At 62.9% G+C, this 23875-nt stretch carries 19 protein-coding genes; 5 read left to right on the top strand and 14 right to left on the bottom strand.

The window, feature by feature from the left end; translation table 11 throughout:
- Positions 1 to 50: 50 nt before the first annotated feature.
- Positions 51 to 353: a DUF3817 domain-containing protein gene (locus ACI3KW_RS14965; RefSeq protein WP_404848730.1), complete on the top strand. Its 303-nt coding sequence runs from the start codon at positions 51 to 53 to the stop codon at positions 351 to 353.
- A gap of 12 nt (positions 354 to 365) precedes the next feature.
- Here the strand turns inward: ACI3KW_RS14965 and ACI3KW_RS14960 are convergent, their stop codons facing one another.
- The 11 genes from ACI3KW_RS14960 to ACI3KW_RS14910 form a co-directional block, all read right to left on the bottom strand.
- Positions 366 to 836, bottom strand: a complete 471-nt coding sequence (locus ACI3KW_RS14960) for a universal stress protein (RefSeq protein WP_404848729.1) — start codon at positions 834 to 836, stop codon at positions 366 to 368.
- Between the two features lie 71 nt (positions 837 to 907).
- The gene (gene trpS / locus ACI3KW_RS14955) at positions 908 to 1939 is read right to left on the bottom strand and encodes a tryptophan--tRNA ligase (RefSeq protein WP_404848728.1); all 1032 of its coding nucleotides are present in this window, start codon (positions 1937 to 1939) and stop codon (positions 908 to 910) included.
- Between the two features lie 78 nt (positions 1940 to 2017).
- On the bottom strand, positions 2018 to 3580 hold the full coding sequence (gene murJ / locus ACI3KW_RS14950) for a murein biosynthesis integral membrane protein MurJ (RefSeq protein WP_404848727.1): 1563 nt from the start codon (positions 3578 to 3580) through the stop codon (positions 2018 to 2020).
- Positions 3581 to 3751: 171 nt separating this feature from the next.
- On the bottom strand, positions 3752 to 6550 hold the full coding sequence (locus ACI3KW_RS14945; protein ID WP_404848726.1) for a [protein-PII] uridylyltransferase: 2799 nt from the start codon (positions 6548 to 6550) through the stop codon (positions 3752 to 3754).
- Positions 6531 to 9245: a DNA mismatch repair protein MutS gene (mutS, locus tag ACI3KW_RS14940; protein ID WP_404848725.1), complete on the bottom strand. Its 2715-nt coding sequence runs from the start codon at positions 9243 to 9245 to the stop codon at positions 6531 to 6533. The genes ACI3KW_RS14945 and mutS overlap by 20 nt, the downstream gene beginning before the upstream one ends.
- 84 nt (positions 9246 to 9329) lie before the next feature.
- Positions 9330 to 9635, bottom strand: coding sequence for a hypothetical protein (locus ACI3KW_RS14935; protein WP_113123488.1), 306 nt, complete (start codon positions 9633 to 9635; stop codon positions 9330 to 9332).
- Positions 9636 to 9707: 72 nt separating this feature from the next.
- Positions 9708 to 10559 (bottom strand): DUF2189 domain-containing protein, encoded by an 852-nt coding sequence (locus tag ACI3KW_RS14930; protein WP_404848724.1) that lies wholly within the window; start codon positions 10557 to 10559, stop codon positions 9708 to 9710.
- Between the two features lie 275 nt (positions 10560 to 10834).
- Entirely contained in the window at positions 10835 to 12445 is a 1611-nt protein-coding gene (locus ACI3KW_RS14925; protein ID WP_404848723.1) for a glycoside hydrolase family 43 protein, read from the bottom strand.
- 125 nt (positions 12446 to 12570) lie between these two features.
- Positions 12571 to 13878 carry a xylose isomerase gene (xylA, locus tag ACI3KW_RS14920; protein ID WP_404848722.1) on the bottom strand — a complete coding sequence of 436 codons (1308 nt, stop codon included), beginning with the start codon at positions 13876 to 13878 and terminating at the stop codon, positions 12571 to 12573.
- Positions 13875 to 15338, bottom strand: a complete 1464-nt coding sequence (gene xylB, locus ACI3KW_RS14915) for a xylulokinase (RefSeq protein WP_404848721.1) — start codon at positions 15336 to 15338, stop codon at positions 13875 to 13877. The genes xylA and xylB overlap by 4 nt, the downstream gene beginning before the upstream one ends.
- A gap of 92 nt (positions 15339 to 15430) precedes the next feature.
- On the bottom strand, positions 15431 to 16474 hold the full coding sequence (locus ACI3KW_RS14910) for a LacI family DNA-binding transcriptional regulator (protein WP_404848720.1): 1044 nt from the start codon (positions 16472 to 16474) through the stop codon (positions 15431 to 15433).
- Between the two features lie 119 nt (positions 16475 to 16593).
- On the opposite strand from ACI3KW_RS14910, the gene ACI3KW_RS14905 reads away from it, so the two are divergent.
- The 3 genes from ACI3KW_RS14905 (at position 16594) to ACI3KW_RS14895 (ending at position 19626) form a co-directional block, all read left to right on the top strand.
- Positions 16594 to 17604 carry an aldose epimerase family protein gene (locus ACI3KW_RS14905; protein WP_113120531.1) on the top strand — a complete coding sequence of 337 codons (1011 nt, stop codon included), beginning with the start codon at positions 16594 to 16596 and terminating at the stop codon, positions 17602 to 17604.
- Positions 17605 to 17730: 126 nt separating this feature from the next.
- Positions 17731 to 18846: an epoxide hydrolase family protein gene (locus tag ACI3KW_RS14900; protein ID WP_404848719.1), complete on the top strand. Its 1116-nt coding sequence runs from the start codon at positions 17731 to 17733 to the stop codon at positions 18844 to 18846.
- 84 nt (positions 18847 to 18930) lie between these two features.
- Entirely contained in the window at positions 18931 to 19626 is a 696-nt protein-coding gene (locus ACI3KW_RS14895) for a helix-turn-helix transcriptional regulator (protein WP_404848718.1), read from the top strand.
- 33 nt (positions 19627 to 19659) lie between these two features.
- On the opposite strand, the gene ACI3KW_RS14890 is transcribed toward ACI3KW_RS14895, so the two are convergent.
- A complete protein-coding gene (locus ACI3KW_RS14890) occupies positions 19660 to 20310 on the bottom strand; it encodes a DUF1294 domain-containing protein (protein WP_404848717.1) in 651 nt (216 codons plus the stop codon).
- Positions 20311 to 20452: 142 nt separating this feature from the next.
- On the opposite strand from ACI3KW_RS14890, the gene cfa reads away from it, so the two are divergent.
- Entirely contained in the window at positions 20453 to 21568 is a 1116-nt protein-coding gene (gene cfa / locus ACI3KW_RS14885) for a cyclopropane fatty acyl phospholipid synthase (protein WP_404848716.1), read from the top strand.
- Positions 21569 to 21792: 224 nt separating this feature from the next.
- On the opposite strand, the gene ACI3KW_RS14880 is transcribed toward cfa, so the two are convergent.
- Positions 21793 to 22245 carry an NUDIX domain-containing protein gene (locus tag ACI3KW_RS14880; protein ID WP_404848715.1) on the bottom strand — a complete coding sequence of 151 codons (453 nt, stop codon included), beginning with the start codon at positions 22243 to 22245 and terminating at the stop codon, positions 21793 to 21795.
- Positions 22245 to 23795 carry a YifB family Mg chelatase-like AAA ATPase gene (locus ACI3KW_RS14875; RefSeq protein WP_404848714.1) on the bottom strand — a complete coding sequence of 517 codons (1551 nt, stop codon included), beginning with the start codon at positions 23793 to 23795 and terminating at the stop codon, positions 22245 to 22247. Before ACI3KW_RS14875 ends, ACI3KW_RS14880 begins: the two co-directional genes overlap by 1 nt.
- Between the last annotated feature and the right edge of the window lie 80 nt (positions 23796 to 23875).

The following is a 23875-nucleotide window of genomic DNA, read 5'->3' as shown; positions in this document are numbered from 1 at the left end:
GACCATGCGCCGCGTTCACAGCACAGCCGGCGGCCGATATGGCTTTTGCCATGATCCGCTTGTTCCGCTTTATCGGCCTTGTCGAAGGCATTACCACGCTGGCGCTGTTCCTAGTCGCCATGCCGCTCAAATATTGGTTCGGCATGCCGGCCCTGGTGCCGCCGGTGGGCATGATCCATGGGGTGGCATTCATTGCCTATATCGTGGCGATGATTGCGTGCCTTTGGGGCCGCGGCTTTGCCCGCGGCGAATGGGCCCGCACCACGATTGCGGCCTTCGTGCCGTTCGGCACATTTCTCAACGACCCGTTCCTGAAGCGCAAGCAGTTGCTGGACGAGGCGCGGATCGCCTGAGGCGGCTAGCCCTCAACAGATCGCGATAATCTCTTCGTCGCTCATCCGCCCCGGAACAACCGTCAGCGGGATCGGCAGCGCATTGGCGCGGCTGGCGAAGTGCATCACCAGTGGGCCGGGGCCATCGGTGGAGGTTGAGGCGGCGAGCACCAGGATGGCGATGTCGCGGTCCTCCCCGATGACATTTTCGATCTGTTCGGGGCCTTCGCCCTCGCGGATCACCGATTCGACCTTGATGTCGCCAATGTCCCTGAGGCGGGCGAGGCGCGCATCGAGATTGCGCTCGGCTTCCTCGACGGCTTCGGCACGCAGCACATCTTCAACGCCCAGGCCGATGAATTCGGGCCTTTGCACCACGCTCATCAGCACCACAACGCCGCCGGTGCGCTTGACGCGATAGGCGGCAAAGGTCAAGGCGCGGTCGCATTCGGGCGTCTCGTCAATGACGACGAGGAATTTTCGCTTGTACTCGGTCTCGTACATTGCGTTTCCTTATTTCTTGTTGTCGCGTTTCCGGACGGAAAACCGCGCCGCACTTTTCCTGGAAACGCTTATCAGCGAATAAAGCCAACGATATTGCGAACATCGTCCATGATCGGCTGGGCGATGGTGCGGGCTCGATCGGCGCCGTTGCGCAGGATGGTGTCCATCTCGCCGCGATCGCTGACCAGCCGCTTCATTTCATCGGCAATCGGGGAGAGCACGGCGACGGCAAGGTCGGCCAGTGCGGGCTTGAAGGTGCCCCAGCCCTGGCCACCGAATTCGCCCAACACGTCATCCACGCTGCGATTGGACAGAGCGGCATAGATGCCCACGAGATTTTCCGCTTCGAGACGCCCGGCCAGACCCGCAGCCTCGCTGGGCAGGGCCTCGGCATCGGTGGTGGCGCGCTTGATCTTTTTGGCGATCATGTCGGCATCGTCCATCATATAGATGGTCGACAGGTCCGAGGCGTCGGACTTGCTCATCTTCTTGGACCCATCCTTGAGCGACTTGACGCGCATGGCGGGGCCGGTGGCCAGGGTTTCGGTGATGGGGAAGAAGTCGCCCTTATGGCCCAGCGATTTGATCTGCTTTTTGAAGTCGTGATTGAACTTCTTGGCGATGTCGCGCGTCAGTTCCAGATGCTGTTTCTGATCTTCGCCCACCGGCACGCCGGTGGCTTTGTAGAGCAGGATATCGGCGGCCATCAGTGAGGGATAGGCAAACAGGCCCAGCGAGACATTCTCGCTGTTTTCGCCGGCCTTATCCTTGAACTGGGTCATCCGCGCCATCCAGCCCATGCGGGCGACGCAATTGAGAATCCAGCTCAGCTCGGCATGTTCCATCACCTGGGACTGGTTGAAGATGATCGACTTTTTGGGGTCGACGCCCGCCGCGATATAGGCGGCCGCGATCTCATAGGTCCAGCGCTTGAGGTCAACAGGGTCCTGCCACACGGTAATGGCATGCATATCGACCACGCAATAGATGGTCTCATGCGTGTCCTGCAGGGGCACGAAGCGGCGAATGGCGCCGAGATAATTGCCCAGATGCAGATCGCCCGAAGGCTTGATGCCGGAAAAGACGCGAGGGGTGAAAGCCATAAAGGAGAGCCTAGCGGTTCAGTTACGCTTGTATTGGGGAACACTTATATCCGTTGGGCCGCGATGTCATCCCGGCGGCTAGGCCCGCTTGCGGCGTAGCCGGCTGGCCAGCATGCCCAATCGTTGCGCCCCGGTAATGTGAACCAGGGTGAAATAGACCAGGCAGCCGAAGACGCAGATGGCGAATAGCGCCGCAGCCTGGGTCAGGAAAGGCGCGCCGGGGGCAAAGATCGCCGTGGCGCGCTGGGCCAGTAGATAGAGCACACCGGCCATGACAAGGCTGCTGGCGATGGTCAGCAGATGTTTGCGCAGCGAAGCCGCGGGCAGGGCAAAATAGCCGCGCCGGGCGAGGAAGAGCGCCAGCAGCACCGCATTGAGCCAGGAGGAAATGGTGGTGGCGAGCGCAATGCCGACATGTTGCAGGCTGGGGAACAGCCAAAGCGAAATGCCGATATTGGCGAGCACGGAGAGGCCCGCAAAAATGGTGGGGGTGATGGTGTCCTTGCGCGAGAAAAAGCCCGGCTGCAACACGCGGATCAACACGAAGGCGGGCAGGCCCCAGGCGTAGCCGACCAGCGCCTCGGCGACGGGCACGGTGGCGCTGGCGTCGAAGGCGCCGCGCTCGAACAGCACCCGGACGATGGGGACGGAAAGCGCCGCCAGCGCCGCGGCGGCAGGCATGGAGAGCAGCATGGAGAGCAGCAGCGACTGGTCCTGGCTTTGTGCCGCCTCGGCATTGCGACCGGCGCTGAGATGGCGGCTGAGCTCGGGCAGCAGCACCGTGCCGATGGCGATGCCGATAATGCCCAGCGGCAGCTGGTAGAGCCGGTCGGCATAGGACAGCACGGAGATGGCATTGTCGGCGCTTGAGGCAATCGCTGTACCCACCAGGATATTGATCTGGGTGATGCCGCCGGCGAGAATCGCCGGAATGGCCAGCAGCCAAAAGCGGCGCACTTCGGCATTGGGCCAGGGAATACCCAGGCGCGGCACGAAATTGGCGCGGCGCACGGCGCCATAGACCAGCGCCAATTGCGCAACGCCGCCCAACAGCATGGCGATGGCAACCCAGAAGGCGATATCGGCCTTGTCCTCCAGCACCAGGATGGCCAGCGGGACGAGGGCGGCGATATTGACGATGTTGAGGATTATGGGCGCGAAGGCAGAGGCGAAAAAGCGCCCAAGCGTGTTCAGAATGCCGGCATAAGCCGCCATCAGCGACATGCAGGCGAGATAGGGGAACATGATGCGCGACAGGTAGACCGTCAGCGCGAGTTTTTCCGGATCATCGAACCCCGGCACGAAGACCCGCATAAGGGGCTCCATGAAGATTTCGGCGAAGATGGTGACGACGAGGATAGCCGCGACCAGCCAGCTCATGATGCGGCTGGCCAGCAGCTTGGCCGCTTCTTCGCCCTGCGTTTCGAGCGCGGTCGAAAACATCGGCACGAAGGCGGTGTTGAAGGCGCCTTCGGCAAATAGCCGCCGGAACAGATTGGGAAAGCGGAAGGCGGCGTTGAAGGCGTCGGCGGCGGGGCCGATGCCAAGCACGGCGGCCATCAGCGCATCACGGGCAAAGCCGGCAATGCGGGAGACCAGGGTCAGCCCGCCCACGGAGAGGAAATTGCGGTAGAGGCTCATGAGGGGGAGGCGCCTTCTTCACCTCTCCCTTCGGGGGAGAGGTCGGCCCGCAGGGCCGGGTGAGGGGGCCTTTTCCTGGCCTGGTGTTGGGGGAAGGCCCCCTCACCCGCCGGCTTCGCCGTCGACCTCTCCCCCAAAGGGAGAGGTGAGGGGTGCACAACGCCACCCTGCCTACCCATTGACCACCTTCTGTTCCGCCGGCTTGGGGTGGAACACATTCATCAGCGCGTCGTGGATTTTGCGCTGGCGCGGCTTGGACATGATCTTCTGGCCGGTCAAATCGGTGACGTAGAAGACGTCGACGGCCTTTTCGCCATAGGTGCCGATATGGGCGGAGCCGATGGTGAGGTTGAGATCGGAAATCTCGCGGGTCATGGCGTGGAGCAGGCCCATGCGGTCGAGGCCGGACACTTCGATCACAGTGAACTTTTCCGATAGCGCGTTGGAGACCGAAACCTGGGCGGGCAGGGCGAACGGCTTGAGGCGCTTGTTGTGGCGGCTTTCCTTGCCCAGATCGATCAGGATCTGCCGCTTGCCCTGCAGCAATTGGCGGACCGTATCGATGATGCGGGTGGCGCGGACCTTTTCGTCCTCGTCGGAGGTGAAGGAGCGGCGCAGCCGGAATGTGTCGATGGCGCGGCCATCGCGGGTCGAGAAAATCTGCGCGCCGATGATCGAAGCATCCTGCATGGTGCAGGCGCCGGCGATCAGCGAGAGCAGGCGCGGGTGGTCGGCCATGTAGAAGCTGACTTCGGTGATGCCCTCGAAGGCCTTGATGCGGATCGAGCCGGCAAAGGTTTCGCCGGAGCTATCGGCCTGGCGGATCATGCGGGCATGCTCGAACTGCAATTCGGGCTCGGCGCGCAGCCAGTAATGATCGTAATGGCGGGCCATATAGGCTCCGACATCGGCGGGCAGCCAGGTGTCGAGCTTTTCGGCCAGCTGGCGGCGGGCAGCTTCGATGCGGTCCGATTGGGTGACCTGGCTATGGCCGCCGGACAATAAAGGTTCGGTGGCATAGTAGAGCGCGCGTAGCAGGCTGCCCTTCCAGCCGGTCCAGACACCGGGGCCGACGGCGCGGATATCGCAGGCGGTGAGGATCATCAACAGCGCCAGGCGCTGGGGCGATTGCACCACATCGGCAAAGGCCTTGGCGGTTTCGGGGTCCTGGATGTCACGGGCCTGGGCGATCTCGCTCATCAGCAGATGATGCTCGATCAGCCAGCTGACGGTATCGGTTTCTGCCGGCGTCAGGCCAAAGCGCGGGCAGAGCTTTTTGGCAATGCGCATGCCGGCAATGGAGTGATCTTCCGGGCGGCCCTTGGCGATATCGTGCAGGAACAGCGCGACATAGAGCAGGCGGGTATCGTTGAGCTGGGGCAGCAATTCGTGGGTCAGCGGCAACTGATCGCGCAGGCCGCCATTGGCGATATCGGCCATGACGCCGACCGAGCGGATCAGATGCTCGTCCACCGTATAATGGTGGTACATGTTGAACTGCATCAGCGCGACGATCTTGCCGAAATCGGGCACGAACTTGCCCAAAACCCCGCTCTCGTTCATGGCACGCAGGATGCGCTCGACCGACATGGGCGCGGTCAGGATGGTCAGGAAATGGCTGTTCGCCTTGGCATCATTGCGCACCTTGTTGTCGATCAGGCGCAGCGAGCGGGAAATGACCTTGATGGCATCGGGATGGAACAGCAATTCCTCGCGCCCGGCGACGAGGAAAATCTTGATCAGGTTGACCGGATCCTTCTCGAACACGTCGGGGGCGGCGATATTGAGCCGGCCGGTATCGAGCACGAAATCGCTTTCGCCCTTGATCCTGGACTTGCCGGAACGGAACGGCGCCAGCACGCGGCCCACCAGATCCATGTCCTTGGCGTGGTTGAATTCCAGAGAAGCGCAGATGATGCGGGTCAAATCCCCCACATCCTTGGCGACCAGGAAATAGCGCTTCATGAAGCGCTCGACGCCCAGCATGCCCAGGCGCTGGGCATAGCCCATGCGGTGGGCCAGTTCGGGCTGCACGTCAAAGGTCAGCTTTTCCTCGGCGCGGCCAGTGAGGAAATGCAGGTGACACCGCACCGCCCATAAAAAGTCCTCGGCGCGCGAGAACAGGCGATATTCGCCATTGGACAGCACGCCCTTGCCGACCAGCTCATGGCTGGTTTTGACCTGGTAGAAATATTTGCCGATCCAGAACAGGGTGTTGAGGTCGCGCAACCCGCCCTTGCCGTCCTTGATATTGGGCTCGACCACATAGCGGGTATTGCCCATTGCCTTGTGCCGTTCATCGCGCTCGGCCATTTTTGCGGCAATGAATTCCGGCCCGGTTTTGGGCATGATCTCGGTTTCAAAGCGCCGGACCAATTGGTCGAACAAAGCCTTGTCGCCGGTCAGGTAACGCGCCTCGAGCGTGGCCGTACGCACCGTCATGTCGGCGCGGGCCATGCGGATGCTCTCATCGACCGAGCGGACGGCGTGGCCGACCTTCTGGCCCAGATCCCATAGCAGATAGAGGATATATTCGGTGACCTGCTCACCCCAGGGCGTCTGCTTATAGGGCAGGATGAACAGCAGATCGATATCAGAGCCGGGGGCCAGGGTGCCGCGGCCATAGCCGCCCACGGCGGAGAGCGCGATGGCCTCGGCGCCGGAAGGATTGTCGACCGGATAGACCCGGCTGGTGGCGAAGAGATAGACCGCAGTGATGATCTCGTCCTGCGCATCGGACAGATTTTGCGCGCAGCGGGTGCCCTTGCCATTGGCGAGCAGTTCTTCTTCGGCCGATTTGCGCGCGGCGGCCAGGGTCTGGCGCATATGGGCCAAGACGACGGCGCGGGCGGCGGCGCTTTTGGGCGCTTCATCGCCGATGGCGGCGTCCAGTTCAGCCAGCAGGATTTCGGCGCTTTTCAGCGCGAACTGGGGTTTTCGCGGCTTGGCTTCAGCTTCGGCGAGCGTCATCGCGGAGTTTCTTTAGTTCGTAGAGGGCTTCGATCGCTTGCTTGGGGGTCATTTCGTCGGGACGAACGGCGTCGAGCGCGGCATGGACTGGATCAGGACCCGCCGGTTTGGCAGCAGGCTGATGGGCAAAGAGCGGCAGATCATCTAACACGCTGGCCTTCTGGCTGGAAGAGGCCGTACCAGCCGAGCGTTGCTCGAGAATATCAAGCACCTGGCGGGCGCGGGCAAGCACCGGTTCGGGCAGGCCGGCCAAGCGCGCCACCTGGATGCCATAGGAACGGTCGGCGGCGCCGGGCCCCACTTCATGCAGGAACACCACTTCGCCCTCCCATTCGCGCACCTTCATGGTGACATTGGACACGCGGGAGAGGGTTTTGGCGAGGCTGGTCAGCTCGTGGAAATGGGTGGCGAACAGCGCCCGGCAACCGGTGGTTTCGTGCAAGGCTTCGACGGCCGCCCAGGCGATGGAGAGACCATCGAAGGTCGCGGTGCCGCGGCCGATTTCGTCCAGCACCACCAGCGAGCGCCGGGTGGCGCGATTGAGAATGGCCGAGGTTTCGACCATTTCGACCATGAAGGTCGAGCGGCCATGGGCAATGTCGTCGGATGCGCCGACGCGGGAAAAGACCCGGTCGATAACCCCGATATGGGCTGACGCGGCGGGCACGAAGCTGCCCATTTGCGCCAGAATGGCGATCAGCGCGTTCTGGCGCAGAAAGGTCGATTTACCGCCCATATTGGGGCCGGTGACCAGCCAGAGCCGGCCCCCACCGATATCGTCGGCGCCGGAGAGGTCCGCGTCATTGGCGACAAAGCTGTGGCCCTCGGCCTGCACCATATTCTCGACCACCGGATGGCGGCCGGCCTTGATCTCAAAGGCCAGGGAAGTGTCGATTTCCGGCCGGGCATAATTGCGGGTTGCGGCGAGATGAGCCAGCGCGGCGGTGACGTCGAGTTCGGCCAGGGCATCGGCGAGTTCGCGTAAGGCATCGGTGCGGCCGAGAGCCTCGCTGCGCAGGCTCGAAAAAATCCTCAGCTCGATATCGAGCGCCGCCTCATGGGCGCGGGCAATGCGGCCCTCGAGATCAGCCAATTCGGTCGTGGTGAAGCGCATGGCATTGGCCAGCGTCTGGCGATGGATAAAGCTCTGGCGATGCGGCTCTTCGAGCAGCTTGGTGCCGTGGGCGGCGGGCACTTCGACGAAATAGCCGAGCACGCCATTATGCCGGATCTTGAGCGAGCGGACGTCGGTTTCCTCGATCAACCGCGCCTGCAGCGCGGCGACGACAGCACGGGTCTCGCTGGCCAGCGCGCGCTCGTCATCCAAGGTCTGGTCATAGCCCTTGCGCACAAAGCCGCCATCGCGGCTGAATAGCGGCAATTCATCATCCAGCGCCAGCGCTAGCATGGAGGCCAGCGGCGCGGGCGCAGCGGCCAGGGTCGCCGACAGCCGGGCAAGGACCGTGGGAACATCATCGAGCCGGGCAAAATGGCTTGAAAGCGCAAGGGCCGCGCTGACCGCCTTGCCGATAGCGGCCAGATCGCGCGGCCCGCCGCGATCGAGTGCCAATCGCGTCAGCGCGCGGGCCAGGTCGGGCACCGCCTTGAGATCGCTGCGCAGGCGGCCATTGAGCATGGTATCGCCGGCCAGAACCGAGACGGCGTCGAGCCGTTCATTGATCGCCACCGCATCAGCCAGCGGCGCCGCCAATCGCGCCGAGAGCAGGCGCGAGCCGGGGGCAGTGACGGTGAGATCGATGGCATTGCGCAGCGAGCCGCGTTGCTGGCCGCGCTGGGTCTGGTGCAGTTCCAAACTCGCGCGGGTAGCCTGATCAATCGCCATGCTGCGGGCAGTAGCGCCCAGCACGGGCGCGCGCAGGGCGACGCCGACGCCCTTCTGGCTGTCGCTGATATAGGCGACGATGGCGCCCAGAGCCGAGCGCGCGGCGCGGGAGAGGGCGGATGGGTCGAAAGCACCGCCGGGAAAAGCGTCGCGCAAAGTGGCTGATGCCGCTTCGCTGTCAAAACTTTGCGCCGGGGCGATATGGCTGATCGGCAGCCAGGCGGGCGCAAATAGATGCCGCTCCACCAAAGCCAGGCGCGTCGCCTCGCTCAGGATCAGCTCGGCCGGATCGATGCGGGCCAATTCGTCCTGCAATTGATCGGCGGCGAGATCGGCGGTGAAGCTTTCCCCGGTCGACACATCTGTCCAGGCCAGGGCGAAATCGGTTTCCCCATGCCGCACCATGGCGAGGGCGGCGAGGAAATTGGATGCGCGGGCATCGAGGTGATCGTCTTCGGTCAGCGTACCGGCGGTGATCAGCCGCACCACATCGCGTTTGACCACCGATTTGGCGCCGCGCTTCTTGGCTTCCTTGGGGTCTTCCACCTGTTCGCAAATGGCGACGCGGTGGCCCAGTTTGACCAGCTTGTTGAGGTAGTCATTGGCGGCGTGGATGGGCACGCCGCACATGCCGATATCCTGGCCCAGATGCTTGCCGCGCTTGGTCAGCACAATGCCCAAGGCAGCGCTGGCGATCTCGGCGTCCTCGAAGAACAGCTCGTAGAAATCGCCCATGCGGTAGAACAGCAGATAGCCCGGATTGACCGCCTTGATCTCGAAATATTGCGCCATCATCGGCGTCAGGGCCGGGGCGGGCGAGAGGGATGCGGAGTCGGGGAGCGACTGGTCCATGAATGCTTTAAACTATGCGGCAGGAAGCGGCCAAACTAGGGCAGGTTGCAGCCCGATACAACCGCGCAAGGGCCATTGTCCCGCTCAATTGCCAGCCAGAATCAACCACCAGGCAAGGCCCTGCGCGATGACGAAACCCAGCACGGCCGACCAGGACAGACTATCGGCGGTATGGGCGGGAAAGCGGAACCAGCCCAGATGAGCGGCGACGCGCAAAATGGCCAGGACGATGAAGACGGTGAGATAGGCCAGCAGGGCATAAAAGCCGATGGTCCAGCCCTTGGCGTAATTATTGTCGGTGCCCGGAACGCCCAACAGCCACGGCACGATGGCGAGGGCACAGAGCACGGCAAGGATGATGGGTACGGCGGTGATCAGGAAGCGACGCATGACATCTCGGCCAAAGACAAGGGCACCGGCCAGAGGAACCGGTGCCCAGGATTATGGCGGAATGTTCAGGCTTTAGCGAGTTCTTGCTTTGGCCGTAGATGCACGGCGACGCGGGCGCGGCGCCATTTCGACCGGCTCGATGACCTTGCGATAGAGGTGCCAGGTGGCATGGCCAAAAATCGGGATCACCACGGCTAGCCCGACAAACAGCGGCAGCGACCCCAGCGCCAGTCCGATGGCGACGATCAGGCCCCAGGCCAGCATGGGGATGGGGTTTTTCAGCACCGCGCGGATCGAGGTGGTCACAGCGACATAGGCGCCGACATCGCGATCGAGCAGCAGCGGAAAGGCCACCACCGTGGTGCACAGCGTGATCACGGCAAAGGCCAGGCCCAGCAGGTTCCCCACGATCAGCAGCGTCCAGCCTTCCGGCGTGGTCAGCACCTGATTGATCAGGGCGCTGAGCTGGGTAGGAGCGGAGGAGCCGAAGAGGTTTTCATAAAGCCCCTGCGCCGCCGTCAGCCAGAGGGTGAACACGGCGAAGAGGAATACCCCGATAGCGGCAATCGAGGCGATGGCGGGCGAGCGCAGCACCTCGAAAGCGTGGATCCAGGAGGTATCGAGCCCCAATTCGCGCCGGCGGCTGATTTCATAAAGCCCGATGGCGGCAAAGGGGCCGATCAGGGCAAAGCCGCCCATCAGCGGATAGAGCAGGGGCCAGGTGTGATAGCCCGACATCCACACGGCCAAGACGATGCCGACAATCGGATAGATCAAAGTGAGCAGCACATAATGGGATGGTTTGGCCCAGAAATCGGACGCGCCGCGCTTGAGGGCATCGATCAGGTCGGCCAGGGTGATTTTACGAACTGTTGGGTGGTCCAGCACCTCGGTGGCGCCACCGATGACGTGAAAATTCGCCATGAAATGTCCTCCTCCAGAACATGGGGAGGTCGCGTTGCATGACCGGGTAACATCGCTTCGGCCACGAAGCGCGACCTGTTAGACGAGGAAGAATAGCCTAGCTGCGGCAGATTGTCGCCCCAGCTCGGAAAATTGTGAAGACTGCGTGGCCGCTACACTACCGGGTCATTCCCGCGCAGGCGGGAACCTCTGTTTTGGATGCCGGAAAGCAAACAGAGGTTCCCGCTTTCGCGGGAATGACATTGTGGGTGGCGAGGGGAGGCGGGCTTTCCTCGTCAGACCTCGTAGCGATCCGTCGGGTCCTCGACTGGCCGATAGACAAAATAATCAAAATCAGCGGGACTCGCCGTGCCATTCAGATCATGCGCGGCCATGCCGACAAAGGCGCCGGTGAAGCTGCCATGAGCCTGGTGGCCGCCGCATTCATCCGAGAGGAGCGAGGCGTCGAGCACCGGGCCGATGGGCTGCAAATCCTGCCCTTCCAGCGCATAGAAGAATTGCAGCTTGGGCCCGCGAATGCTCAGGGCCAGCTTGACCTTGCCTGTGTTGGGAATCTGCACGGGATCGGCCGGGAAGCGCAGATTGCCGTCGGGCCAGCTCATTTCCGAACTCATCAGCAGCAATTCGCGCTGGCCATCGGAATGGGCGGTGACGGCCAGATAGAAGAAATTGTAGCGGCTGTAATAGGCCGTCAGGCCCGCCATGGTGCGCTCGTCGGTGGCGGCGAAATCGACCACGGTTTCCGCATCATAGGAGAAATGGGTTTGGCGGCGGGCGACGAGGGATTGCTCGAACCACGAGCCGATCGACTCGCGGCCGAACAGGCGCAACTTGTTATCCTTGAGGGCAAAAATCCGATCCGGCTCGGGCGTGCGCAGCCATTGGAAATCTTTGTGCAGCGCGCCTTCGAATGTGTAGCGCTGCTCGGCCCAGTATTTGGCACTGTCGAACGTGCCGGGCACTTCCACATGCAGCGAGGGGACCGGCCCGTGTTTCACGTGAATCCAGTCGTCTTCGCCCCAATAGGCTTCCTGGATGGCGGTTTCGCGGCCCAATACGCAGCGGCGGTTCTGCGTGGTGGGGCGGCCGGTCAGATGCACCAGATAGGTCTTGCCCTCGGGCGTTTCGACCAGATCGCCATGGCCGGCACGCTGCAGGGCGGCAAAGGGCGCGTCCTTGGAGGTCAGGATGTGCTTGTCCGGGTGGGTCTCGTATGGTCCCCAGATATTGCGCGAACGGGCAAAGGTGACCGCGTGGTCATAGGCGGTACCGCCTTCGGCGGTCAGCAGATAGTACCAGCCGTTGCGCTTATAGAGATGCGGGCCCTCGACCAGTTTGAGGTCGGTACCCTGGTAGATATTCTTGATCGGGCCGACCAGCTTGCCCTGGGCGGGATCGAATTCCTGCAACGCAATGCCGGCGAACTTCAGCGGCCGCGTGCGATGGTCCCACAGCATGTTGACGAACCACTTCCTGCCGTCGTCATCGTGGAACAGCGAGGGGTCAAAGCCCGAGGAATTGGCATAGATGGGATCGGACCAGGGTCCCTCGATGGCGGGCGCGGTGACGATGTAATTATGCGCGTCCTTGAACGAGCCGTCCTTGCGCTTGACGTCGGTATAGACCAGCCAGAATTTTTCCCCGTCATGGGTAAGGCAGGGCGCCCAGACGCCGCAACTATCGGGATCGCCGCGCATGTCGAGCTGCGCCTTGCGGGTCAGCGGGCGGGTGACCAGGTCCCAATTGGCAAGGTCCTTGGAGCGATGGATCTGCACGCCCGGGAACCACTCGAAGGTCGAGGTGGCGATGTAATAATCATCGCCCACCCGCAGGATGGACGGATCGGGATTGAAGCCGGGCAGTATGGGATTGGTGATCTGGGGCATATTTCCTCCTCCCCGCCACCGCTTCCCTTCTCCCCTTGTGGGAGAGGTGGCGCGCAGCGCCGGATGAGGGGTCTGCGATGGTTGACAGACCCCCTCCCTGGCAGGGAAGGGGTCAGCGTTTTGGCTTAGACGAAGCGGTTGACTAGGTTTTCGAGATATTCCTGGCGGCCGGATTTGGGCTGCGGGTTGATACCATCGGCATGCACCTTGGCGGCGATGTCAGCCAGGCTCAGCTTGCCGGCAAGGATGTCCTTGCCCAAGCCATTGTCCCAGCCGGCATAGCGGCCATCGAGCAGCTTGTCATATTCGCCATCCTCGATCAGGGCGACGGCGCCCCTGAGGCCGCGCGCCAGGGTGTCGAGACCCAGGATGTGGCCATGCAGCAGGTCTGCGGGGTCCAGCGACTGGCGGCGCACCTTGGCGTCGAAGTTGAAGCCGCCCTTGCCCAGACCGCCCTGCTTGAGGATGTAATAGAAGGCCAGAGCCATTTCGCCCGCATTGTTGGGGAAGTGGTCGGTGTCCCAGCCGGACTGCAGATCGTTGCGGTTGGCGTCGACCGAGCCGAGTTGGCCCAGCGAAGAGGCAACAGCCAGTTCATGCTCGAAGGAGTGACCGGCGAGGAAGGCGTGGCCAACCTCGATATTGCACTTCACCTTCTTTTCGAGGCCGTATTTCTGCAGGAACCCAAACACCGTGGCGACGTCGAAGTCGTACTGGTGCTTGCTCGGTTCCTGTGGCTTGGGCTCGATCAGGATCTGGCCGGTAAAGCCGATCTTTTCGGCATGCTCGATGACCAGGTGCAGGAAGCGGGCCATCTGGTCCTGCTCCTGGCCGATCTTGGTATTGAGCAGGGTTTCGTAGCCTTCGCGACCGCCCCACAGCACATAATTCTCGCCGCCCAATTCATGGGTCAGCTCGAGAACGGCCTTCACCTGGCCGGCGGCATAGGCGAAGATTTCCGGATCGGGATTGGTGGCGGCGCCGGCCATGTAGCGGCGGTTGGAGAACAGGTTCGCCGTGCCCCAGAGCAGCTTCTTGCCGCTTTCCTGCATCTTGGCAGCGATGATGTCACCGATGACGCGCAGGTTCTTGTTGCTCTCCTCGAGAGTCGCGCCTTCGGGGGCCACGTCCACGTCGTGGAAGGCGAAGAAGGGCACGTCGATCAGGTTGAAGAATTCAAAGGCCACTTCGGCCTTGAGCTTGGCGCCTTCCAGACCCTTGTCGAACCAGGGGCGGTCGAAGGTCCGGCCGCCGAACGGGTCGCCGCCTTCCTGGGCAAAGGTGTGCCAATAGGCGATGGCCGGGCGGATATGGTCTTCCATCCGCTTGCCGGCGATCACTTCGTCCTTGTTGTAATGGCGATAGGCCAGCGGGTTCTTGCTGGCAGGGCCTTCATACTTGACCTGGCTTAGGCCCTTGAAAAAATCACTCACGAAATTGCCTCCTCGATGGCGGGGTAAAGGGCGCGGTAGCGCGCATATTGATCGGAATAGGCGGCCGACAGGGATGTGTCGGGCGCGATGACGGTTTTAATCGGCGGCATGGTCATGATGTCGGCCGGGTTAGCCCCGGTCGCGGCGCAAAGGCCAAGCCGGGCGGCACCCAGCGCACCACCGAAATCGCCGTCCTCGGGGAGGGCGATTTCCATGTCGAGATTGGTGGCCAATAGCTTGAGCCAGAGCGCGGATTTGGAGCCGCCGCCGACAGCCAGCAGCCGGTCGATTTTGGTGCCGGCGTCGGACAGGACACGCTGGCAATCGCGCATGGCAAAGGTGACGCCTTCCATGACGGCCTGGGCCAATTGCGCCGGTTCGGTGCTTTGGCTGAGCCCAGTAAAGGAGCCGCGCGCCTTGGCATTGTTATGCGGGGTGCGCTCACCCGACAGGTAGGGCAGGAAGATTTCTTCGCCCGGACCTTTGAACTGGGCTTCGGCGGCGCGGGAGAGGTCGGCCTGTTTCTGGCCGGTCATGCGCGACAGCCAATTGAGGCTATCGGTGGCCGACAGAATCACTCCCATCTGGTGCCAGGTATCGGGAATGGCATGGCAGAAGGCGTGCACGGCGCCCTTGGTATTAGGACGAAACTTATCGTTGGAAACGAACAGCACGCCGGACGTGCCCAGCGAAACAAAGCCTTCGCCGGGGCGGATGGCGCCGATGCCGCAGGCCGAGGCGGCGTTGTCACCAGCGCCGCCGGCAATAACCACATCGCCCGACATGCCCCAGCGAGCAGCGAATTCGCGCTTGAGATTGGCTGAAGGGGCCGAGCCTTCAACCAGCCGCGGCATGTGCGAGCGGTTCAGCCCGGTTACGGCCAGCAATTCATCGGACCAATCGCGCTTGGCAACATCGAGCCAAAGCGTGCCGGCGGCGTCGGACATGTCCTCGACATGCTCGCCGCTCAGCAGCAGCCGCACATAGGCCTTTGGCAGCAGCACTTTGGCGATTCTGGCGTAAATGTCCGGCTCATGCTTGCGCATCCAGGCGATCTTGGGGGCGGTAAAGCCGGGCATGGCGATATTGCCGGCAATGTCGCGCAGGCTCGGGAGAGCGGCTTCCATCTCAAGACATTCGGCGGCCGAGCGGCCATCGTTCCACAGGATAGAGGGGCGAAGCACTTCGTCGCCTTTGCCCAGCAGCACCGCGCCATGCATGTGGCCGGAAAGGCCAATGCCGCTGACCTTGGCGAGCTCGGCCGGATGGCTGGCTTTGAGCTTGTCCACGGCGGCGAGCGTTGCTGTCCACCAATCATTGGGGTTCTGTTCGGACCAGCCGGGATGGGGGCGCACGGGCTCGACCGCGGGGGCCGAGGCTTCGCCAACGGGCTTGCCGTTATCGTTGATCAGCAGCGCCTTGACGCCGGACGTGCCGATATCGATGCCGAGAAAAGTCATGAGGCACGTACCTCATTGGCGGTCACAAACAACATCTGAACGTCCTCCCGGCCCACTTTTGGGGCCACGCCGGTTTGGTGATGGCGTGCTTCTTAGCGCAGATTGTCGCGCAGGAAAATCCCGATTTCAATGGGGGCGTTGCCGGAAAGGCCATTGCCGCCCAAAGCCAGGGCCCGCGCCGCCGCAATAGCCTCGCGAATTTCGCCGTCCGGATTCTGGTCGAGCACCACGTCAATCGCCCCGCCGACAAGGCCCTGGCGGGTGGCGGCGGTCAATTCATGGGCGATAACGCGGATAGCCCCGGCGCGGCCCGAATTGTCCAGCGCCTTGACCATACCGGAATTGCCCGCGCCCAGATTGTAGAGTCCGGCAAGATCGGGATGCTCAACGAGGAGCGCAGCGACGATTGATTCGGTCTGGGAGGCTTCGTCATGCCCCTCGAGCGGCCCCACCACGGTGACCGCGGGAAATTCGGCCGCCAATGCCGCATGAAAGCCGGCCAGGCGATCGGAATGATCGCGCAGATGCAGCGAGCCGGCGATCAGTGCCACCTTGCCGCCCTGCGGCAGGAAGCGGCCCAGGAGCGAAGCGGCAGTGCGGCCGGCCGCGACATTGTCGATGCCGATGAAATGGCGGCGCTGCGAACCGGGCAGGTCCGAGACCAAAGTGAGCACGGCAATATCGCGCCGGCTGGCAGCGTCGACGGCGGCCAGCACAGCCGGATCTTCTCCCGCCACGATGACAGCGCAATCGCAGGTTTTTGCGTCAAGCCCATCCAGCGCCCGGGCCAGGGCGGCGCCATCCAGCGCCTTGACCCGCAAAATCTGGATATGCACCCGGTCGCTCAACGCCGGCGCGGTCCAGCGTTCGATCGCCTCGGCAAGGCTGGCCATGAAGGCATTGGAGCCATCGGGGATGATGAAAGTGACGCCGATATCGCGGGCGCGGGCCAGCAAGGACGCCGACAGATCGCGATGAAAACCGATCTCGGCAATGGCCGCCTCGACCTTTTCGACGGTGGCGGCGCGTACGCCGGGACGGCCATTGAGCACGCGATCGACCGTGGCCAGCGATACGCCCGCCACCCGCGCCACGTCATGGACGGTAACGCGCCGTCTGCCAGCGATCTCATTCACGGCACTTTCCTTCCCTCATTGTGCGTACACTCGACACCGCCCGAGAAAAGGTCAAGTCCGACATTGCAGGGCGCCGAGAAAGCGCGCTAGACCATAGCGCCAAAACCTGGAGGGGCAGCATGACCATTGCGGTATCGACATTCGGCGAACACGCAGGCAAGCGGGTGGATCAGTTCCGCTTGGTGAGCGATACGGGCGTTGAAGTCGACCTGATCGGCTATGGCGTGGTGGTGCGCGACTGGCGCGTGCCGGTGGCCGGGGCCCCGCGCTCGGTGGTGCTGGGATTCGACAATTTCGACGCCTATCCCGCCCATAGCCCGCATTTGGGCTCGCTCGCCGGGCGCGTCGCCAACCGCATCAAGAATGCCTCCTTCGATCTCGATGGAAAAACCTACAACCTGCCCGCAAATGCCGGCAGCCTGCAGTTGCATGGCGGCGAGCAGGGTCTGGGACGGCAGGTGTGGGACGGGGAAGTCGACGAAGCTAACACGGCCGTGCGCTTCACCCATTTCAGCCCGGACGGGGCGATGGGCTATCCCGGCAATGTCAATTTCACCGCGACCTACCGGCTCAAGGGCCACCGCCTATTGCTGGAGCTGACCGCAACGACCGATCGAGCCACCCCGATCAGCCTGGTACAGCATCAATATTTCAACCTGGGCACATCAGCCGATGTGCTCGACCACACCATCCAGGTCAATTCATCGGCCTATACCCAGCTGGGCGAAGACCTGGCGCCGACCGGCGCCATCCTGCCATCGGCCGGCACGCCATATGACCTGCGCCAGCCGCGCAGCATGCGCGACGGCAATGGCGCGCCGGTGGATTACGACATCGGGATGGTGCTCGACACCGGCCGCAATCATGCCGATCCGATCGCCACTGTGGTCGGGCCGGACCAGGCGCTGACGCTCAAGCTGTGGAGCGACCGGCCGGGCGTGCAGGTTTACAATGGCGTATGGACCGACATTCCGGTGCCGGGCCTGAACGGCAAGCATTATGGCAAACATGCCGGCTTCTGCCTTGAGGACCAGGCCTTTGCCGATGCGGTGCACAATCCACATTTCCCCAATGTGATCTATTCGCCCGACCGCCCCTACAGCCATTGGTGCGAGTTCGAGATCGCCTGAGCGGCACGAGCCTGCGACAGAATCTGGCAGCAGTGATACCCGAATCACTGCTGCCACGGCCTGTCAGCACGCGTGAATGAAGCTTTCCTCATGATGCCGCGTTGCTGCGACATGAGGAGAGACGACATGACCCCTTTCACCATCGCTGTTTCCGACGCCGATCTTGCCGATCTCAAAGACCGGCTCGCCCGCACCCGCTTTCCCCATGCGCTGCCGGATGCCGGCTGGGACGATGGCATAGACGGCAACTTCCTGCGCGATTTTCTCGCCTATTGGGGCACGCGCTATGATTGGCGCGCCGCCGAAGCCAGGCTCAACGCCTTCCCCCAATTCACCGAGGTGATCGGGGGCGAGCTGGTGCATTTCGTGCATGTGCGCGGCCGCGGCCAGACCAATGTGCCGCTACTGCTGGCCAATGGCTGGCCATCCAATTTCGTCGAATTGCTGCCACTGGTGCCGCTGCTCACCGAGCCGGTCGATGGCGTGGCCTTCGACGTGATCATTCCCTCGCTGCCCGGCTTTGGCTTTTCCGGCAAGCCCAGCCGACCCGGCATGAACCTGACCCGGGTCGCCCCGCTCTGGGCCGAGCTGATGAGCCGCCTCGATTATCCAAAATTTCTCGTATCCGGCTCCGATCTGGGCGCCGGCGCGGTGATGGCGCTGGTGCGCGACTTTCCCGACCGGCTGATCGGAGCGCATTACATCAATGTCTATTTCGGTTTTCCCAAGCCGGACGACCTCTCACCCGAGGAAAAGGCCTATGTCGAGCGCGGCAATTATTGGGCCTTTGCCGAGGGCGCCTATGCCATGATCCAGGCCACCAAACCCGCCACACTGGCGGCCGGCCTCAACGATTCCCCGGCCGGGCTCGCCGCCTGGATCCTCGAAAAATATCGCACCTGGTCGGATAATGGTGGCGATATCAGCAATGCCTTCGAGTTCGAAGATCTGGCCACCATTCTCTCGGTCTATTGGTTCACCCAGACGATCGGCTCCTCCGTGCGGCTCTACAAGGAGGCTTTTGCCGATGCCGAATTGCCCAAAAAACCGCCCCGGCGCGACGTGCCCCATGCCATTCTCGTGCCACCAGCCGACAATCCGGCGCCGCGCGCCTGGGGCGAACGCAATCTCTGGAACATCGTACGCTGGACCGAACTGAGCCAGGGCGGCCATTTCCCGGCACTCGAAGTGCCCGAGGCGATGGCCCACGATATCCGTGCGTTTCATGGCCAGATCGCGTAATTCTGGCGCCGTGCCGGCCGCCATGCAGACGCTTGGCTCCGTCTCGGGAATCTGGCATCCAAGGGCGCCAGAGGAGAACGAACCATGGACAAGACCGAGCGGCTCTTCGCCGTCATGGATGCGCTGCGACGCCATCGCCGGCCGGTCACGGCCGCCGCTTTGGCCGAGGAACAGGGCGTTTCCGTGCGCACGCTGTATCGCGACGTGCAGACGCTTATCGGGCTGGGCGCGCCCATCGATGGTGAGGCGGGGGGGGGCTATATGCTGAAACCCGGCTTCTTCCTGCCGCCCCTGATGTTCACGCCCGAAGAGCTCGAGGCGCTGGTGCTGGGTGCCCGCTGGGTGGGCGCGCAGCCCGATGACGGGCTGGGCGCGGCCGCACAGAATGCCCTGGCCAAGATCGCCACCGCCTCGCCCGAGGATTTGCGCGACCGCATCAACGACACTGGCCTCTGGCCCGTGGCGGTGTGGAGCAACAAGACGCCCATGCCCGTGCTGGGCCAGGTGCGACAGGCCATGCGGACCGAAAAAGCGCTGCATATTTGCTATGAAGATGAAAGCGGGCGGCCCAGCGAGCGCGCCATCTGGCCGGTGCAACTGGCCTATTACGAAGGCAAGCAGGTCATCGCCGCCTGGTGCTGCCTGCGCCAGGCCTTCCGCAATTTCCGCACCGACCGCATCGTGTCGCTGCTGATGACCGAAGACCGCTACGGCAAACGCCGCGCCATGCTGGAACGCGAATGGCGCGAGGTACTGGCCACGGAACGGCGTGGCGAGTGAGCCAGCGGCCTAGCGGCACTCGTTTCACGTGAATCAGCCGAACCGATTGAGCAGGTTCGCCAGATCATCCGGCGCGATCCGGCCAATCGCTATGCCGCCGAGCCAGAGCGCATGCAGGCCGGCCAGGCACCAGGTGAACAGGGCAAAACCGGGCTTGGCCGTCTTGTGGCGAAACCGGCTTTGCGCCAATAGGCCCCCAATGATGCCAAAACCCAGATCAATGCTGTGCAGCATGGTTTCCGAAATGCGCCATTGATTGGTCCGGGCATAATGCTTGTCGGTGGCATAAAGCCCGAAGGACAAGACACCCATCCCAAGATAGCCGGCTCCCAACCAGAGCGGCGCGAGACCCAGAGCCAGGTCATAAGTGAGCAAAACCAATAGACCCACGGCAAGCCAGGGCCGCGGATCGAAACGCTGCTCATTGGCGACCGGCGGCAGGCCGCGCGATCGCACGGCCCGGGCCGGGGCGGGGTTGGCACCCCGGATGCGAGCGTTGATTGCACGCGGGCGACCTTGCGCATCAACGCCGGTGTCGAAATCGAGCTGATCGCCAATCAGCGGACGCGTGGCGATGCGGGTAATGGATTTGATGTGGACGAAATAGCGTTCGCCTTCGGCATCGCGGATGAAACCAAAGCCGCGATCATCGTTCCAATCGACCAATTGCCCGCTTTTGCGCATGTTCCGCCTCCGCGCCTGCCAGCATAGCAACAGGCCGGTTAAGCAGGCTTTGCGGGGCCAAAAATAGCTCGAGAAAACCATTGATCGGTAAACGACGATGGATATAGGCTAAGGCTTCCTTCCATTTTTCATGCCGTTTGTCATGTCAGATACTGCGAAGCGTTTCGTGCAAACCCAATTGGCCCGCACGGAGATCGAGATCGGGGGTTCTCGCCCCTGGGACGTGCAGGTGCACAATGAACGCCTCTATGGCCGCGTGCTCAGTCAGGGCACTTTGGGCCTAGGCGAAAGTTACATGGATGGCTGGTGGGATGCCGAAGCGCTCGACCAGTTTCTGTTCAAGCTGATCACCGCCAATATCCAGGACAATTTCCCCAAGGACCTGGCGCTGATCGGCAGCGTGCTCAAGGGCAAGCTGCTCAATATGCAGCGCCTGCGCGTCACCGAAGTGGGCGAGAAGCATTACGATATCGGCAATGATCTCTACGCTGCCATGCTCGACAAGCGCATGATCTATTCCTGCGGCTATTGGCATAATGCCGGGGATCTCGATGCCGCCCAGGAAGCCAAGCTCGACCTGATCTGCCGCAAGGTGGGGCTTGAGCCGGGCATGCGCATTCTCGATATCGGCTCAGGTTGGGGCGGTTTTCTGCAATTTGCCGCCGAGCGCTATGGCGTGTCGGGGGTGGGCGTTACCGTCTCCAAGGAACAGGCGGCTTTGGCCAATGAACGCACGGCCCACCTGCCAGTCGAGACCAAATTGCTCGATTATCAGGCGCTGGACGGAAAATTCGATCGTATCATCTCGATCGGCATGTTCGAGCATGTCGGCTACAAGAATTACCGAGCCTATTTCGAAAAGGCGGCGAGCCTGTTGGCGCCGGATGGCCTGATGCTGCTGCACACGATCGGCGGCCACAGCTCGACCAGCCATGGCGATCCGTGGAGCGAAAAATACATTTTCCCCAATGGCATGCTGCCCTCCATCGCCCAGATCGGCAAAGCCATCGAGGGCCTGTTCGTGATGGAGGACTGGCACAATTTCGGCGCCGATTACGACAAGACGCTGATGGCCTGGCATGAGCGCTTCGTCGCGGCCTGGCCGCAGCTGAAAGACCAGTATGACGAGCGCTTCTACCGGATGTGGCGCTATTATCTCAACGTCTTCGCCGCCCTGTTCCGCGCCCGCAATATCAGCCTCTGGCAGGTGGTCCTGTCGCCGCGCGGCGTACCCGGCGGTTATACGGGCGTGCGGTGAGCCGTGATTCACGTGGAACATTTGTCCACAGGCTTATGCACAGGCACGCTTCAGCGTCGCGGCTAAAGTCGAGATGACGGCGGCCCGTCGCCTCCCTCCCCCTTGAGGGGAGGGAATGAGGGTGGGGGTCAGCGGGCTTCAGCGCAAGAGTCACAACGACCCCCACCCCGGCCCTCCCCTCAAGGGGGAGGGAGGGCTAGAGCCGAAAGCCACAAAGACCCTGGCTAAAAAAGCAGTCGCCGCAGCGGGAGTTTGATCGGCGCGGGGAAGCCGGTCTTGAGGTCCTCCCAGAATTGGCCATCGGCCGGACCGATAAAGACATGAGCCTTGGGCAGCTTGTCGCGGGCGAACCAGCCCGCTTCGGAGATGGATTCCCCCGCGGCCGGATTGGCGGTGATGTCGAGTTCGCCCGAGACGTAATCGGCCAGGAACCAGAACTTGATCATGCGCTCGCTGTCATCGAACAATTCATCGATATAGGCCATGGCGCCGGCGCGCACGCGCAGCCCGGTTTCCTCAAATGTCTCCCGCTCGGCGGCGGCCAACAATTCCTCTTCGCCTTCGACGCCACCGCCCGGTGGCACCCAGAAATCATGGATGCCGGGGCGAAAATGGCGGACCAGCAGGATCTTATTATCGCGCAGCACCAACGCGCCGGCGGAAATGCGATGGGCCATCATGCCAGTCCCATATTGACGCGATAGCTCAATGCTTCGGCGATGTGCGGGCGGGCGACGCGATCGACCCCGGCCAGATCGGCCAGCGTGCGAGCGACCTTGAGCACGCGATGATAGGCGCGGGCGGAAAGATTGAACCGCTCGGCCGCCTGCAACAACAGCGCTTGGCTCTCCCGGTCGGGATTGACCAGCTTTTCGATCAGCGTCGGGCCGGCGGCGGCATTGGTGAAAATGTCGGGCGCACCATGTTCGAGGAAGCGCTCGCGCTGCCGTTCGCGCGCCGTATGGACGCGTTGGGCGACAATATTGGAGCTTTCACCCGCATTGGATGGGGCGATCATATCGGCGGCGGTGACAGCGGGCACGTCGATGCGGATATCGATGCGATCAAGGAATGGGCCGGACACCCGCGCCTGATAATCGCCGGCACAGGCCGCGCCGCGCTTGCAGGTATGGCCCGGCGTGCCGGCCATGCCGCATTTGCACGGATTCATCGCCGCGATCAGCTGTACCCGGCTTGGATAATTGACGCGCGCATTGGCGCGGGCAATCACCGTCTCGCCGCTTTCAAGCGGCTGGCGCAGGCTATCGAGTACCTGGGGCGCAAATTCGGGCAATTCGTCGAGAAACAGCACGCCATTATGCGCCAGACTCACTTCCCCCGGCCGCACGCGCAAGCCACCACCGACCAAAGCCGCCATGGAGGCCGAGTGATGGGGCGCGCGGAACGGCCGCCGGTCGGAAATGGCGCCGCCGGCCAATTCCCCGGCAATGGACTGGATCATGGAAATATCGAGCAATTCGCGCGGGTTGAGCGGCGGCAGGATGGAGGGCAGGCGCGCCGCCAGCATGGATTTTCCGGCGCCGGGCGGGCCGATCATCAGCATATTATGCCCACCCGCCGCCGCCACTTCGAGCGCCCGCCGCGCCACCTGTTGGCCGCGCACTTCGCTCAGGTCAGGCAGCGCCCCATTGGGCAGATATTTGCGTGGTTGCGGCCGCGCCGCCAATTGCCGGCCGGTCAGGTGATTGACCAGCGCCAGCAGACTCTCGGCGGCAATGATATCGATGCCCTCGCCGGCCCAGGCCGCTTCGGGACCGGAGGGCGCGGGGCAGATAATCCCCAGATCGCGGCTTTGCGCGGCAATGGCGGCCGGCAGCACACCGCTGACCGAGGCCAGCCGTCCATCCAGGCCCAGTTCGCCCAGCACCAGAAAACCATCCAGCGCATCCTGCGGGATGGCGCCCATGGCGGCCATCAGGCCGAGCGCGATGGGCAGATCGTAATGGCTGCCTTCCTTGGGCAGGTCGGCCGGTGCCAGATTGATGGTGATGCGCTTGGGCGGCAGGCCCAGGCCCGAGGCGATCAGCGCAGCATGGACGCGTTCGCTGGATTCCTTGACCGCCTTGTCGGGCAGCCCAACCATGAGAAATTTCGGCACGCCCGGCGCGATCTGCACCTGCACATCGACCGGCGCGATCTGCACCTGCACATCGACCGGCACGGCCTCAATGCCCTGAAACGCCACGGTCGCAACGCGGGTAACCATGCCTCAAGCTCCCCTAAACCCATGGCAAGCCTAGCAGGACTCCCATTGGCCGACAAGAACGTTTGGCGAACAGAATATGG

The sequence above is a fragment of the Devosia sp. ZW T5_3 genome (genome assembly GCF_044987315.1).
Classification (GTDB): domain Bacteria; phylum Pseudomonadota; class Alphaproteobacteria; order Rhizobiales; family Devosiaceae; genus Devosia.
This window is presented reverse-complemented; position numbering and strand designations above follow the sequence as displayed.